The sequence below is a fragment of the Salinicola corii genome, assembly GCF_008298015.1.
In the GTDB taxonomy this organism is placed as follows: domain Bacteria; phylum Pseudomonadota; class Gammaproteobacteria; order Pseudomonadales; family Halomonadaceae; genus Salinicola; species Salinicola corii.
In genome coordinates, this window is sequence record NZ_VTPX01000006.1 from 160,299 (window position 1) to 174,335 (window position 14,037).

General features: G+C 60.4%; 14 protein-coding genes. 7 read left to right on the forward strand and 7 right to left on the reverse strand.

The features are described from left to right. The first annotated feature begins 98 nt into the window (after nucleotides 1-98). The 4 genes from lon (at nucleotide 99) to F0A16_RS12355 (ending at nucleotide 6,113) form a co-directional block, all read left to right on the forward strand. Nucleotides 99-2,501 (forward strand): endopeptidase La, encoded by a 2,403-nt coding sequence (lon, locus tag F0A16_RS12340; RefSeq protein ID WP_149435698.1) that lies wholly within the window; start codon nucleotides 99-101, stop codon nucleotides 2,499-2,501. Nucleotides 2,502-2,677: 176 nt separating this feature from the next. Next, nucleotides 2,678-2,950: a nucleoid-associated protein HU-beta gene (hupB, locus tag F0A16_RS12345; RefSeq protein WP_110599351.1), complete on the forward strand. Its 273-nt coding sequence runs from the start codon at nucleotides 2,678-2,680 to the stop codon at nucleotides 2,948-2,950. 238 nt (nucleotides 2,951-3,188) lie between these two features. Beyond that, nucleotides 3,189-5,012: a SurA N-terminal domain-containing protein gene (locus F0A16_RS12350; RefSeq protein WP_149435699.1), complete on the forward strand. Its 1,824-nt coding sequence runs from the start codon at nucleotides 3,189-3,191 to the stop codon at nucleotides 5,010-5,012. Nucleotides 5,013-5,108: 96 nt separating this feature from the next. Continuing rightward, complete coding sequence (locus tag F0A16_RS12355) at nucleotides 5,109-6,113, forward strand: NADP-dependent oxidoreductase (protein ID WP_149435700.1); 1,005 nt, start codon at nucleotides 5,109-5,111, stop codon at nucleotides 6,111-6,113. Between the two features lie 23 nt (nucleotides 6,114-6,136). Here F0A16_RS12355 and F0A16_RS12360 read toward each other — a convergent pair whose 3' ends face one another. From F0A16_RS12360 to F0A16_RS12390, 7 genes are all read right to left on the reverse strand, one after another. Next, nucleotides 6,137-6,388 (reverse strand): YkgJ family cysteine cluster protein, encoded by a 252-nt coding sequence (locus F0A16_RS12360; protein ID WP_149435701.1) that lies wholly within the window; start codon nucleotides 6,386-6,388, stop codon nucleotides 6,137-6,139. Further along, complete coding sequence (locus tag F0A16_RS12365; RefSeq protein ID WP_149435702.1) at nucleotides 6,385-7,239, reverse strand: 6-carboxytetrahydropterin synthase; 855 nt, start codon at nucleotides 7,237-7,239, stop codon at nucleotides 6,385-6,387. Before F0A16_RS12365 ends, F0A16_RS12360 begins: the two co-directional genes overlap by 4 nt. Next, a complete protein-coding gene (queE, locus tag F0A16_RS12370; protein ID WP_149435703.1) occupies nucleotides 7,239-7,892 on the reverse strand; it encodes a 7-carboxy-7-deazaguanine synthase in 654 nt (217 codons plus the stop codon). Before queE ends, F0A16_RS12365 begins: the two co-directional genes overlap by 1 nt. Before the next feature lie 143 nt (nucleotides 7,893-8,035). Further along, the gene (queC, locus tag F0A16_RS12375) at nucleotides 8,036-8,734 is read right to left on the reverse strand and encodes a 7-cyano-7-deazaguanine synthase QueC (protein ID WP_149435704.1); all 699 of its coding nucleotides are present in this window, start codon (nucleotides 8,732-8,734) and stop codon (nucleotides 8,036-8,038) included. 55 nt (nucleotides 8,735-8,789) lie between these two features. Continuing rightward, a complete protein-coding gene (locus F0A16_RS12380; RefSeq protein WP_149435705.1) occupies nucleotides 8,790-9,845 on the reverse strand; it encodes an asparaginase in 1,056 nt (351 codons plus the stop codon). Nucleotides 9,846-9,851: 6 nt separating this feature from the next. Further along, the gene (locus F0A16_RS12385; protein ID WP_149435706.1) at nucleotides 9,852-10,475 is read right to left on the reverse strand and encodes a CBS domain-containing protein; all 624 of its coding nucleotides are present in this window, start codon (nucleotides 10,473-10,475) and stop codon (nucleotides 9,852-9,854) included. A 77-nt stretch (nucleotides 10,476-10,552) separates the two neighbouring features. Further along, nucleotides 10,553-11,053: a hypothetical protein gene (locus tag F0A16_RS12390; protein ID WP_149435707.1), complete on the reverse strand. Its 501-nt coding sequence runs from the start codon at nucleotides 11,051-11,053 to the stop codon at nucleotides 10,553-10,555. A gap of 229 nt (nucleotides 11,054-11,282) precedes the next feature. Between F0A16_RS12390 and fliD the strand changes: the two genes are divergently transcribed. The 3 genes from fliD to fliT are packed head-to-tail and all read left to right on the forward strand — an operon-like array spanning nucleotide 11,283 to nucleotide 13,431. Beyond that, a complete protein-coding gene (gene fliD, locus F0A16_RS12395; RefSeq protein ID WP_149435708.1) occupies nucleotides 11,283-12,617 on the forward strand; it encodes a flagellar filament capping protein FliD in 1,335 nt (444 codons plus the stop codon). Nucleotides 12,618-12,632: 15 nt separating this feature from the next. Further along, the gene (fliS, locus tag F0A16_RS12400) at nucleotides 12,633-13,046 is read left to right on the forward strand and encodes a flagellar export chaperone FliS (RefSeq protein WP_149435792.1); all 414 of its coding nucleotides are present in this window, start codon (nucleotides 12,633-12,635) and stop codon (nucleotides 13,044-13,046) included. A gap of 4 nt (nucleotides 13,047-13,050) precedes the next feature. After that, a complete protein-coding gene (gene fliT / locus F0A16_RS12405) occupies nucleotides 13,051-13,431 on the forward strand; it encodes a flagellar protein FliT (RefSeq protein WP_187775992.1) in 381 nt (126 codons plus the stop codon). Nucleotides 13,432-14,037: the final 606 nt, after the last annotated feature.

Sequence of the window (14,037 nt, forward strand, 5' to 3'; positions counted from 1 at the left end):
TGGGCACTCTTGCATCTGAACGGTGGCGCCCCCACGTATCTCCCATATTGCCGCTCTGGTGGCTCACCCATCCGAAAGTTTGTCGAGGAAATGCTGTAATGGCGCAGAGCTCTGACCAGACACTCAAGCTTCCGCTCTTGCCGCTGCGTGACGTGGTGGTCTATCCGCAGATGGTCATCCCGTTGTTTGTGGGGCGCGAGAAGTCCATCCGCGCGCTGGAGGCGGCGATGGAGCACGACAAGCGCGTCCTGCTCGTCGCGCAGCGCGAGGCGGCCCATGATGATCCTGGGGTCGAGGATCTCTTCAGTATCGGCACGGTCGCCGACATCATGCAGTTGCTCAAATTGCCCGACGGCACCGTCAAGGTCCTCATAGAGGGTAGTTTTCGAGCGGACCTCCAGGAGGTCCTGGAGGACGAGGACGGCTTCATCAGCGCGCAGGCGGTTGCGCGCGATAGCGAGCCGCTGAGCGAACGCGAGCAGGAGTCCCTGGTTCGCGTCTTGCTCAATCAGTTCGAGCAGTACGTCAAGTTGTCCAAGAAAGTACCGGGCGAAGTCTTGTCTTCCTTGCAGGAGATAGAAGATCCCAGCCGGCTGGTCGATACCATTTGCGCGCATCTGTCATTGAAGATCGATGATAAGCAGGAACTGCTCGAGATGGATCGCGTGCGCGATCGGGTCGAGCACCTGATGGCGCTGATCGAGTCCGAGATCGATCTGCTGCAGGTCGAAAAGCGTATCCGCTCGCGGGTCAAGGACCAGATGGAGAAGTCTCAGCGCGAGTACTATCTCAACGAGCAGATGAAAGCCATCCAGAAAGAGATGGGCGAACTCGAAAACGTTCCCAACGAAGCGGAGAAGTACGAGCAGCGTATCCAGGACGCCGGCATGCCGCAGGAAGCCGTCGACAAGGCGACCCAGGAGCTCGGTAAGCTCAAGATGATGTCGCCGACCTCGGCGGAGGCGACCGTCGTGCGCTCCTATCTGGATTGGTTGTTGTCCGTGCCCTGGAAAAAACGCACTCGCGTGAAGCACGACCTGGCTCACGCCGTCAAGGTGCTGGACGAAGACCATCATGGGCTGGAAGAGGTCAAAGAGCGAATTCTGGAATATCTTGCCGTGCAAAAGCGGGTCAAGAAGCTCAAGGGCCCGGTGCTTTGTCTGGTCGGGCCGCCGGGTGTGGGCAAGACTTCACTGGGTCAATCCATCGCGCGTGCCACGAACCGCCGTTACGTTCGCTTGGCTCTCGGGGGGGTGCGCGATGAATCCGAAATTCGTGGACACCGACGGACCTACATCGGCTCGTTACCGGGCAAACTGATACAGCGCATGAGCAAGGCTGGCGTGCGAAATCCGCTGTTCCTGCTCGATGAGGTCGACAAGATCGGCATGGATCACCGCGGAGATCCCTCCTCGGCGCTACTCGAAGTCCTTGATCCTGAGCAGAATGACAAGTTCAGCGATCACTATCTCGAGCTCGATTACGACCTGTCGGACGTGATGTTCATCTGTACCGCCAATTCGATGAACATCCCCGGACCACTGCTCGACCGTATGGAAGTGATCCGATTGCCGGGTTACACCGAGGATGAAAAGCTCGCGATCGCCAAGCGTTACCTGGTTCCGAAGCAGCTCAAGGCCAATGGTCTCAAGGAGGAAGAGCTGACTTTCAGTGACGAATCCCTCCTCGAGTTGGTGCGCTACTACTCCCGCGAGGCAGGGGTGCGCGAACTCGAGCGTCAAATTGCCAAGGTCAGCCGTAAGGTGCTTCGCGAGCGCCTCGAGGCTGAAAAAGGCCAGGGGGCCCAGGCGGGATTGTCGCTATCGGCCGGCGATATCGAGCGTTACGCGGGCGTGCGTCGCTACAGCTACGGCCTGGCCGATCAGGAGCACCAGGTCGGCCGAGTCACCGGCTTGGCGTGGACCTCGGTCGGAGGCGAATTGTTGTACATCGAATCCGTCGTGACTCCGGGCAAAGGCCGCGTCAACAAGACCGGGTCGCTGGGTGATGTCATGAAGGAGTCGGTCAGCGCGGCGCATACCGTGGTCCGGGCCAGGACCCGTGAGTTCGGTATCGACCCGGAGCGATTCGAAAAAGAAGATCTCCATATCCACGTTCCTGAAGGTGCGACACCGAAGGATGGTCCCAGTGCCGGTATCGGCATGGTGACCGCCATGGTATCCGCCTACACTGGCCGTCCGGTGCGGTGCGATGTCGCCATGACGGGCGAGGTCAACCTGCGCGGCGAGGTCATGCCGATTGGTGGGTTGAAGGAGAAATTGCTGGCTGCCCGGCGCGGTGGTATAAAGATCGTACTCATACCGGAAGATAATCGTCGGGATCTGAAAGAGGTGCCGGAGAATATCAAGAATGCATTGGACATTCGTTCGGTAAAGTGGATTGATGACGTGTTGTCAACGGCGTTGACGAATCATGTCGACGGTGATGACAAACTTGCTGAAGATGTAACCTCTTCGCAAACCAATGTCAGCACACATTAATCTTGTAGTTGCGCAATTTTCGTGCGCCAAGCCTGATATGACGCGGTTTTCTGAGGATCTCGATTGACAGGGTAATCTAGGCATTGCTATAAAATGCCAACTTGTTGTGATCGTGACCGCGTCTCTGATTGCGCATCGATGTCCTGTTAATTTCGTATACAGTCAAGGGGTGAAGTGTGAATAAATCCGAGCTGATTGAAGCCATTGCTGCGTCTGCTGATATTCCCAAGGCGGCTGCTACTCGTGCACTCGACGCGATGATCGAGTCCGTATCAGACAGCCTGAAAAAGGGCGATTCCGTAGCATTGGTTGGGTTCGGGACTTTTGCGGTCAAGGAGCGTGCAGCGCGTACCGGCCGTAACCCGCAGACTGGCAAGCCGATCAACATCAGTGCTGCCAAGGTGCCGAGCTTCAAGGCCGGTAAGGCACTCAAAGACGCGGTGAACTGAGTTTCGCTCTGCCGCGGGCTGGTGTATTGCTAAATGCCGGAAAGCCACGGTAGTCCGGTCGATGAAAGCCCGTAACACATAAGCGCATCGCCTCAGCGGTGCGCTTTTTTTATTGCCCTGCTGCAACGAAAAGGCTGCTGCAGGTCCAGTGGCCAATGTTTCGTCCCCGGATGCGTCGTGGTGGCATGGCGGTGTACGATACGCGCGCAACTTTGGGTCAACGACATGCGAGGACAGCATGCTGCAACGAATTCGTGAGGGTTCTCAAGGGTGGGTGGCGAAAGTCATCGTGGGAGCCATCATCGTAACGTTCGCGCTATTCGGCGCGGAATCTCTGGTCAGTTACTTTTCTGCCGGCAGCAATGATGTGGCGACCGTCAATGGTGAGTCCATCAGTCGTCAGGCCGTCGAGACACAGGTTCAAAGAGGCATCAGGTCAGGCCAGGTTCCGCCCAGCCAGGAGCGGCAGTTCCGAGGGCAGGTACTCGATCAACTGATCCGCCAGCGCACACTGGATCAGTACGCCACCGAGGGTGGCCTGCACATTTCCGACGATCAGTTGGATCAGTTGATTGTCTCTCTGCCCGAATTCCAGGATCAGGATGGTCGTTTCTCCGACGAGCTATTCACTAACCGTCTGGCGCAGGCCGGCTATACGCCATCGTCTTTCCGTCGCGAGCTCCGCGCCGACACCCTTCGGCGTCAGGTCCAGCAAGGGCTAGCGGCGTCCACTTTCCTGCTGCCGACCGAGAAGGCGCGGTTGACTTCACTGCAGCAGCAGCAGAGAACGTTCCGCTACGCACAACTGACCGCCGCGGACCTGGGGCAGCCCGTTGCGCCCAGCGATGCCGATCTTCAGCAGTACTATGACCAGCACAAGGAAGATTATCGTCGTCCCGAGCAGGTCAAGGTCAGTTATATCGTCCTGAACCAGGAGGACGTGGCCAAGGACGTCGAGGTCAGCGACGATCAGCTGCGTCAGGCCTACGAGCAAGCGCGTGCCGATGCCCCGCGCGAGGTATCCCATATTCTGGTGACTTTCGGCGACGACCGGACCGAACAGCAGGCGAGAGAACGTCTGGCCGAGGTGCAGTCGAAGCTTTCACAGGGCGATGATTTCGCCGATCTCGCTCGTGAATATTCCGATGACTCCTCGTCAGCCAGCAAGGGTGGGGACCTCGGGGCGATTCAGAAAGGATTTTTTGGAGACAGTTTCGATGACGCCGCGTTCTCGTTGGACCCGGGTCAAGTGTCCCAAGTCGTCCAGACGCAGTATGGTCTCCATCTTATCAAGGTGACCGGGGTCGATATCCCGTCATTCGAGGATGATCGCGAAGCCCTTGCTCAACAGGTCAAGCTCGAACAGTCCCAGTCGCTTTTCAATGAGCGGGTGCAGAAGATGACCGATGATGTCTATCAGGCGGAAGATCTGTCCAGCGTCGCGGATGAGCTGGGGTTGAAGGTGCAGACCAGCGGCTGGTTCTCCCAGGATGATGGCGGCGAGGGCGTGCTCTCCAATCCTGATGTCGCCGCGGCGGCGTTCTCTCCGGATGTGCTCGAGGATGGTTACAACAGCGACGTGATCGAGACGGACGATCAGCAACGGGTCGCGCTGCGTGTCGTCGATCATCGCGAAGCGAACACGTTGCCGCTCGACGAAGTCCGAAGTCAGGTCGAAAGCGCGGTCAAGGCGGAGCAGACCCGGCAGCAGTTGCAGGAACTCGCGGCCGAGACCGTGGCTTCGCTGCGCAAGGGCCAGGCGGTAACGGATATCGACTGGAAACAGGCCGAGAATGCGACCCGGGAGGCTGACGGCGCGCCGGACGCCATCCTTCAGGAAGCGTTTCGTCTTCCCCATCCCCAGGATGGCAAGACGGTCTGGGGACATGCCGACAGCCAGAATGGCGTTGCCATCGTCGGCGTCGAATCGGTGCAGTCAGGCGATGCCGACTCGGATGATGCGGACTTCGCGACGCGGCTGGCGCAACGTCTACAGGCCCAGATCGTCATTCAGGGACTGACCCAGACGCTGCAGGACGAGGCGGAAATCGAACGTAACTGATCCCTTCGTGGGGCCAGGTTGCGACCTCGCTTGATCCTCGCTCAAACCCTCCTAGGCTGAACGGCATGCCAACCGTCAGTCGAGGAGGGTTTTTTCATGACTGATACTCGTTTCTTCGTACTCCGGGAATTTCCAAGTGGATTGCCGCCGTTGAATCTGTTCGTGCTCCGGGAGGCGACGCTACCGGATCTGGCTCTTAACGAGGTTCGAATCCGGAACCGCTGGCTGTCGGTCGATCCCTACATGCGGGGCCGCATGAGTGGCATCACGACCTATGTCGAGCCTTATGCGCTGGACAAGCCAATGTCCGGCGGTGCAGTGGGGGAAGTGATCGCTTCTCGCCATCCCCACTTTCAGCACGGCGACCGGGTCAGGCACATGGCGGGTTGGCGTGACGTCGCGCAGTTGCCCGGCGACGAGGTAGAGCCGTTGCCGCAGTTCGACGTTCCGGAGCAGGCCTATCTCGGCGTTCTGGGTATGCCGGGCATGACGGCATGGACAGGGCTCAATCTCGTCGCCGATTTGCAGCCTGGTCAGCGGGTACTCGTCAGCGCGGCTGCCGGTGCTGTCGGATCGCTGGCGGTACAACTGGCCAAGGCGGCGAATTGTCACGTCGTTGGCGTTGCCGGTAGCCAGGCCAAATGCGATTGGCTGGAATCGATGGGCGTCAAAGCGCTCAACTATCGAGGCAAGGATGTCGATGCGCTGACGCGATCGCTGCGGAAAGCCTCCCCGGATAGATATGACATCTACTATGAAAACGTCGGTGGCCCGTTGCTGGAGGCGGCGTTGTCCAATCTTCGCGATCACGCCCGGATCGCGATCTGCGGGATGATCGATCGCTACAACGATACAGGGCCCGCTGGCGGACCGGGCAATCTCAATCAGTTGTTGTTTCGCAAGGCACGCATGGAAGGGTTCATCGTTGCCGAGCACTGGGATCACTACCAGACGTTTCTGCAGCAGATCGCTCCAGATGTCGAACGCGAAGCCATCCACTATCGCGAAACCATCGTCGAGGGGCTGGAGCGGATGCCCGAGGCTTTTCTGAAGCTTTTCTCGGGAGATAACGAAGGCAAGATGCTGGTCCGGCTCCCTTGAATCCGGCAGCGACGGGACGCGATCTAGCGGGTGGCAAGCTCCCACTCGGTCAGGATGCGCAGCGCCTGCTCGCGGTTGTCGCTGCACAGCTCCCTGTCGTAGTCGAAGCGTCGGCACACGGCCGGGCGGCTCGAATCGCCGAATAACTGACACAGATTGTCTTCGTCGAGCTGTAGGCAGCGAACCCCGGCAGGCTTGCCCTCCGGCATGCCGGGGATGGGAGAGGTAATCGACGGCGCGATGCAGCACGCGCCGCAGCCGGCTCTGCAACTCATGCTGCCGTCGTCTTGCCGCGGCTCTCGGCTAGCGCGCCTTTATCGATTCCCTCGAACGCCTGGATCCGGATGTGGGCGCCGGTCGACGACGCAATCTGATGGGCGAGCCAAGCCGCGATATTTTCGACGGTAGTCGGCGCGGGCAGCGTATGGCAATGTTCTTTTGGCAGCTGCAACTGGAACTGTCCCTGCCCTGACCGGTAGCGGACTCGCATGACGTCATCGTTGCGGCGGGGGTCGACGATATCCGCATCGTCGACGAGATAGCCATTGTCCAAGCGCTGTGCCCAATGCAGCTCGAGCTCGGGGTCGCGCTGGCCATCGCGCCAAATGCGCAGATGCGAGCGATGGCCGTGTGCGATACGTTGGCAGTTCCCTTCATGGTGCTTGAGGCCATGGCTGTAACAATAGATTGCGCCATCTGCCAACTCTTCACGAAGTCGAATTCGGATCGCCTCGACGCGTGGCGGGGGCCTCTTGCTGAGTTCGTTGCTTAGATGTGCTCCCAGGCGCTCCGCGGTGACCTCTCCCCACGGGAATAGGGTAAAAGCTTGGCGGGGCGCCCGTAGTTCGAAGGGGAAGGGCAGTTCGGCGGCCATGTGCAGACCTTCGCTGCACTCCTCGATCTTGACGCCGGCGGCCTGGGTCGGCACAAGCAAGGTATGGTCCAGGCCCGCGTCGAGACGTGACTTGATCCAGGGCTTGACCTCGCCGAAGTCGAACAGCATGCCGTCTTCTCCCAGCTCGCCGTCGAGCTCCACGTCGACGTGCCAGCTGATGCCGCTCAGTCCACGCTGAGGTGACCAGATCGATGCATCGATATTGGTCAGGTTATTTACGAACAGGGTCATCAATCGATTCCTGCGATCTTGTGGGTCTGCAGCGAAAGTCGCCATTGCGGGTGGCGCAGGCAGTATCCGACGGTTGCCGCCATCGGATCGCCATCGCTGACGATGGCGCCCGGCGAAAGGTCCATGGGCTGCAGAAAGAAATGGGTGAAATCGAGCCCGGCGAAGTTCGCCGGATCCACACCCGCCTGAGGATAGACGAGCTTGAGCTCATTGCCTCGGGTCAGACGTAGCGTGGTGTCGCTTTTCGGGCTGACGCAGATCCAGTCGATCCCCTCGGGTGGCGAGAGCGTGCCATTGGTTTCGACGGCAACCTCGAAGCCACGCACGTGCATGGCATCGATCAGTGCCGCGTCCAGTTGCAACAACGGCTCTCCGCCGGTGAAAACCACGTAGCGCTCGGAGTTCGCCTCTTCAGGCGCTTGCCAGAGTGTCGCCAGGTGCCTAGCCAGGGTCTCGGCATCGGGGAACTGGCCGCCATTCTGGCCATCGGTACCGACGAAGTCGGTATCGCAGAACGTACACTGGCTTTTAGCGCGATCGCGCTCCCGGCCGGACCAGAGATTGCAGCCGGTGAAACGGCAGAAAACGCTGGCACGGCCGGCTTGGGCGCCTTCTCCCTGAAGGGTGTAGAAGGCTTCTTTGACGCTGTACATGCAAACTTCCGTGCTGGTTCCCTGCGGACTGGCCGTGGGGCCGGTCACGCCGGGGCTTGGCTGATCGGGACGTGTTTCGATGATAGATGGTGCTCAGGTTTTGTACGAAAATTGCCTGAGCTCGCCGACTTTTCGTACAAACCCTAGTGCCGGTCGGGCAGCGCGTAGGGAATCGGGTCCTCCATCCCGACGCGGGCGAAGGCATCGAGTCGCTCCCGGCAACTTCCGCATTCGCCACAGGCGGTCTCCCCGCCCAGGTAGCAGGTCCATGTCAGAGCATAATCGAGCCCCATCTCGATCCCGTCGCTGAGGATTTTTGCCTTGTCACTGTACAGATAGGGGGCTTCGATGCTGACCGCTTCGAAATTGGCAATGGCGGCGACGTCGTTCATGCGGTCGACGAAAGCCGGGCGACAGTCGGGGTAGAGCACGTGATCGCCACCATGCGCGCCATAGAAGCACACGGAGGCTTCGATGTTGACGGCATAACCGATCGCCAGCGACAGCAGGATCATGTTGCGGTTGGGCACCACGGTATCCGCCAGATTGTCCTCGGCATAGTCCGCCTTTGGCATGCTCCGGTCGCTGTCCGTCAGTGCCGAATTGCCGATCAACTGGTGAATGGCACGGATGTCGACGATCCGGTGAGAAACCCGCAGGTCCTCGCACACCCGGCGCGCGACATCGAGTTCACGGGCGTGGCGCTGACCGTAATGGAACGACAGTGCGTGGACCTCGTACCCTTCGCGGATAGCGCGGTGCAGGACGGTGTAGGAGTCCATCCCGCCGGAGTATATGACGACGGCCGGCTTGGATGGGGTGTGAGAAGTCGAGGGTGTCATGCTGTCAACCTGTGGCAAAGCAAACGGTCTGGGAGTGATTCGGTGCCATTCGCGACTATGTTGGGAAGGCGCCTCGTTCACCGACGAGAGGCGTCAGGAAGCGCTGCCTGAATTCGTCCGGTGACAGGTCCTGGGCCAGTAGATGCGCGAGTTTGCCGTGAGCGGCCTCTGGCGTCATGTCATCGCCGGACATGATGCCGATCTCCGTCAACGTCCGGCCCGTTGCGTAAGTGCCGGGATGTATTCCGCCGACCGGGCACTGGCTGATGGCGACCATCGTCTTTCCCGCTGCGCAGGCTCGAGCCAGAACGCCGAGCAGGGCGGCGTCTTCCGGAAGGTTGCCACTGCCCCAGCACTCGATGACAACGCCCCTGATCTGATCGTCGTCCAGCCACCGGGTCACGTCCTGGGCGCGGATGCCAGGCCAGAGGGGGAGGCGAATGACCTCGGGAAGTGGATGGGTGCCGAGCTCGAATCGCGGTGCTCCCTGACCTTGCCAGCAACGGCCTGGGTAGAGGATGGAAGCGTGATCCACCATCTCGCCAAGCAGGGGCCAGTTCGGCGTTTCGAAGCCCAGAGTGGACTCAGTGTACCATTTTCTTGCACGACACCCCCTCATCAGGCGACCACCAAAGCTGACACAGACTTCTCTCAAGCCGGTCTGCGTCGCGAATCGTAACGACGCCTCGAGATTGTCGAGCGCGTCGCTATCGGAGGCTCCCAAGGGTTTCTGTGCCCCCGTCACGATGACCGGCTTGGACAGGCCCTGGAGCTGGAACGCCAGACTGGAAGCGCACCAGGCCAGCGTGTCGGTTCCATGAAGCACCACGAATCCTGCGAACTCCCGATATTGCTCGGCGATCATGCGAGTCAGGGCCCGCCAGTCGGCGGGCGTGGCGCTGCTGGAGTCTATCGGGCGGGTCGTTTCCCACAGGACGTACCGCGGCAACTCCCGCTGCCGGTCGGGTGGCAATGTCGATAATGCTGTCGCCATGCGCGACTCGAAATCACCCGCAGCCACCAGGCCCCGATCACTTTCCCGCATGCCGATAGTCCCGCCGGTGTAGATGACAAGAACGGGGAGGGCGCCGTCGTATCTCGTAGAACTCATGGCCGGCTAGAGATCGTGGCCAAGGATGACGTGGCAGATCGACGAGAAGGTGCGCGCTTCCGGCGGATGGTTGAAGTCGACGCCCAACGCACGGCTGATGTTGGATGCCGAAATGATGCCGCGAATTCTCGAGGCGCCATTGCCATCCGGCTCCGTGATCAGCACGTGTTGATCGCCCGAGCTCTTCAGCGTCTCCACGAGGTCTCCCACGCTGGCATGAGAGATCCTGGCGTAGGAGAGTGAATGCAGTTCGCTGCGCGGTGTTTGGATCATCTCCACGGTCACTTCGTCCCGGCTGATCTGATGCTTTTGCATCGCCAGCGTGATACGGCGGCCGCCGATCAGCTCGCGGGCGTTGACCACGCCGGTGAAGTTGCCGCTGGCATTGACCAGCATCAGTAGCCGGATGCCGGCCTGCTTCATCGTTTCCAGCGCCTGGGCGATGGAACTTCCGGTTGGCAGGGTATAAGGATGACTGACGCTGAAATCGGTGACCAGCATGGTGGCGGAGCTTTCCAGTGTCACCGACTGTGTCCGGGGTGTCGGCTGGACGATACCGCTGACGCCATCCAGGTTTTCCAGCGGCAGTGCGGAAAAATGGATTCTTGAGGGATGAGGGGGGTTGGTCATCGGGAAGTCTCCCTAGTTCGATTGAGGCTCGTTGGTGATCAAGGTTCGGGGAGCAAGCGGGAATCCCGTCCTGGCCTTTACAGATACTGATGCAGGTCGCCGCGCACGCTATCCAGAAAAGTGATGAAGCGGGTATCCCGCTCATTGTCGTGACGATCGGTACGGCAACCCAGCGTCATGCTCTTTTGGACCAAGAGTTCGTCATAGATATCCAGCGTGATTTTGATCGGACTCTCCGCGGAGGGAGTGATCTCGCCCTCTTCCAGGGTAAAAGTCTCGAACAGCGTGGCCCGAATGCGGGTGGTTCCACCTTCCGCCAGCACCCGACGCACGAACAGCCATCCCTCGCAGGCCAGATTGTCGCCGTTATCGCGCCGTCGCTGGAACAGGGTGCGATAGCTGGCACCCTCCTTGGCGGCGCGATCCGCCATGCTGCGGTAGGCTTCGGTGACACGTGATGCCATCGCACCGGTTTCCGCGAGCTTGCGCAGGGCCGCCTGATGCTCCCGCCCCAGCTGTTCCTGGCGCTGAAAACGTTGCCACAGTCGATAATTGGCATGCAGGGAGGTTGCGTCCATGTCTTCTCCAGAGAGTGGCAAATTGTCGGTGGCCTATGATCGCCTATCCGGCGGTCGTCTGGCCACCCAAGGGTTCATCTTCCCGCTGGCGAGGAGAAAGAAGATCAGTCGACGCTAAAGTTCCCCTGCCGGCAGCCGATGAGACAATTGACGCATGAAAGTGCGCCTAATCGTCGTCTGCTGTCGTGATCGGCGTGATAGAAATAGCGCCAGGCATTAGAGAGGTAACATGGCTACCATATCTTCACTGGGGATCGGTTCCGGGCTCGACTTGAGCGGGTTGCTCGACGACCTGAAGGACGCGGAGAACGAGAAGCTCACGCCGATCGTCACCCAGCAGAAAAGCTACCAAACCAAACTGTCGGCTTTCGGAACCCTCGAGAGTTCGCTCACGGCGTTGCGCGAAGCCGTCGGCAAGTTGAGCGATCCGACCACCTTCACGGCGGTCACCAGTTCGATGACCGGCGATGGCGTGACCGCCAATATTACCGGCGATGCCGTCTCGGGTCGTTACCAGGTCAAGGTCTCGCAACTGGCGCAGGCCCAATCCCTGGCGTCGGGCGGCTTGAGCACCGACAAGACCGAAGCGCTGGGCAAGTCCGGTACGCTGGGGATCGGTGTCGGTGGGGAAGAGGCGGTGGATATCGCCATCGGCAGCGACGATTCGCTGGAAGACATCCGGGATGCGATCAACAAGGCGGATACCGGGGCGACGGCGTCGATCGTCTTCAACGGCTCCCAGTACCAGTTGACGCTCACGTCCGAAAAGACGGGGACCCAGTCTGCGATCCAGGTGACCGATGGCGACAATCTCTTCGGATTCAGCGAGACGGTTCCGGCGCAGGACGCGCAACTGGAAGTCAACGGCATCTCGATCACCAGCCAATCCAATACCGTCGAAGGGGCTCTCGAAGGTGTCACGTTCGAGCTGACATCGACCACGGAGAGCGCCCAGACGCTCAGCGTGTCCAAGGACACGGAGTCGATGACCAAGGCTGTCCAGGCCTTCGTCGACGCCTACAATAGCTTCCAGGGCACCGCCGACGCTCTCACCTCCTATGATTCGGAATCCGACACGGCCGGTGTGTTGCTTGGCAATTCGACCATGCGCGGCATCGAGTCCCGATTGCGTGGCGTTCTCAGCTACAACGGTGGTGGGGGCGAGTTCTCCATGCTGTCGGATCTCGGTATCGAGCGGCAGCTGGATGGCACGCTGAAAGTCGACGACGACAAGCTCGCCGATGCCATGTCGAACAACAGCGAGGCGGTCAGCCAGTTCTTCTCCGGTGTCGATGGCGAGGGCGGCCTTGGTGCCAGTATCGAAGACACCATGGGGACGATCCTGGATGACGATGGCCTGCTGAAGATCGCCACCGATGGGATCGATACCTCCCTCGAGCGCTTGAGCGACCGGTACACGCGGATGCAGGAGTCCATCGACGCCACGGTCGCTCGTTATCGAACCCAGTTCGCCAGCCTCGACTCGCTGGTGTCGCAGATGAATTCCACCAGCGATTACCTGACCCAGCAGTTCGATGCCCTGAACGCGCAGCTCAACCAGTAATAGGACACAACGATGATGAATTCCCGACAGGGTGCCGGCGCTTACGCCAGAGTCGGCGTCGAATCGGCGGTGATGTCCGCAGACCCCCATCAACTGATCGTCATGCTCTTCGACGGTGCGCAGGCAGCCATCGGTAGCGCTCGCCTGCACATGCAGGATGGCAACCGTTCGGCCAAGGGGCTGGCCATCTCCAAGGCGATCGATATCGTCAACAACGGTCTGGCGGCCGCCCTGGATCACGAGCGCGGGGGCGAAATCGCCGAAAACCTCACCCAGTTGTACGACTATGTCGCACGGCTGCTGGTGCAGGCCAACTTGCGTGACGATGTTAACCAACTGGACCTGGCGGCATCGCTGCTCGACAATATCGGCTCCGGTTGGCGCGAGCTTCGGCATTCGCCCGCCGCATCGTCCTTGGCAGGAGTGTGATCGGATGACGCCAGCCATGTCGGTCGTCGATCAGTATCGCCAGTTGCTCGAAACGTCCAACCGGATGCTCGCTCTGGCGCGGGAGCAGAACTGGGAGGCGCTGGTACAGTGTGAAGCCGGCTACCTGGTGTCGCTTGAGCGCCTGCGCGCTGCGGACAGTGAAGGGCCGTCGAGCGATGCGGAGCGCGAGGAGAAGCGGGCTTTGCTCGCGCGAATTCTGGAACAGGATGCCGAAACCCGGCGCGCCCTGGAAGCCAGGCGCGATGAGCTGAGCCATCTCATCGGGAGTTCCCGACGGCAGCAGGCTTTGGGTGAGGTCTATCAGGCTGGACGAGGCAGTATTGCATCTCGGCTGCGCTCGGTACCGCCAGACGAGCGGCCGTGAGCGGCATCACGCCGATACTCGACACCCTGCTGCATCAAGTTCTCGGCAGGCGGGTCGACACGCCGGTTATCAAGGACCAGCCCTCACCGGTCTCGGCTGCCGCTTCGGCCGATGCCATCCAGCCAGCGCGGAGCGACTCGAGGTTGCACCAGCAGGTAGGGGGTAGGGAGAACAACGTCGCGTCCCATGGCAGTTCCGTCGGAAGCTCTCCCGTCTCGCCCGCGGCGACTGGCAGAATCGATGCTTCGTCGACGCAACTGCATTTGAGTCATGCCGCGACCGAGATCGGGGATATTCTGGCGCGGTTTCCCTCGACCCAGACCCCCTCGATCAGACCGCCCCTCTCGCTACTGCTCCGGTCTGGAGATAGTCCGCATGCGTTGGCGGCCGCTCTCTCGCAGAGCGTCAGGGAGAGCGGCGTCTTCTATGAATCACATCTGCTGCGCTGGATGTCCGGCCAGTATCCTCGCGCTGCGCTGATGCGAGAGCCGCAGGCTTGGCTGAGCCTGACATTTCGTCCTGTTCTCACGGCGTCATCGTCCTCCATTCCGAGTTTCCACGGCTATAGCTTGGCTATTCATGGGCCGAGTCAGAGTGTCTCGTCCA

Coding starts and splice junctions, on each gene's coding strand:
- lon (WP_149435698.1), top strand. CDS start 99: ATGGCGCAGAGCTCTGACCAGACACTCAAGCTTCCGCTCTTGCCGCTG.
- F0A16_RS12350 (WP_149435699.1), top strand. CDS start 3,189: ATGCTGCAACGAATTCGTGAGGGTTCTCAAGGGTGGGTGGCGAAAGTC.
- F0A16_RS12355 (WP_149435700.1), top strand. CDS start 5,109: ATGACTGATACTCGTTTCTTCGTACTCCGGGAATTTCCAAGTGGATTG.
- F0A16_RS12360 (WP_149435701.1), bottom strand. CDS start 6,388: ATGAGTTGCAGAGCCGGCTGCGGCGCGTGCTGCATCGCGCCGTCGATT.
- F0A16_RS12365 (WP_149435702.1), bottom strand. CDS start 7,239: ATGACCCTGTTCGTAAATAACCTGACCAATATCGATGCATCGATCTGG.
- queE (WP_149435703.1), bottom strand. CDS start 7,892: ATGTACAGCGTCAAAGAAGCCTTCTACACCCTTCAGGGAGAAGGCGCC.
- queC (WP_149435704.1), bottom strand. CDS start 8,734: ATGACACCCTCGACTTCTCACACCCCATCCAAGCCGGCCGTCGTCATA.
- F0A16_RS12380 (WP_149435705.1), bottom strand. CDS start 9,845: ATGAGTTCTACGAGATACGACGGCGCCCTCCCCGTTCTTGTCATCTAC.
- F0A16_RS12385 (WP_149435706.1), bottom strand. CDS start 10,475: ATGACCAACCCCCCTCATCCCTCAAGAATCCATTTTTCCGCACTGCCG.
- F0A16_RS12390 (WP_149435707.1), bottom strand. CDS start 11,053: ATGGACGCAACCTCCCTGCATGCCAATTATCGACTGTGGCAACGTTTT.
- fliD (WP_149435708.1), top strand. CDS start 11,283: ATGGCTACCATATCTTCACTGGGGATCGGTTCCGGGCTCGACTTGAGC.
- fliS (WP_149435792.1), top strand. CDS start 12,633: ATGAATTCCCGACAGGGTGCCGGCGCTTACGCCAGAGTCGGCGTCGAA.
- fliT (WP_187775992.1), top strand. CDS start 13,051: ATGACGCCAGCCATGTCGGTCGTCGATCAGTATCGCCAGTTGCTCGAA.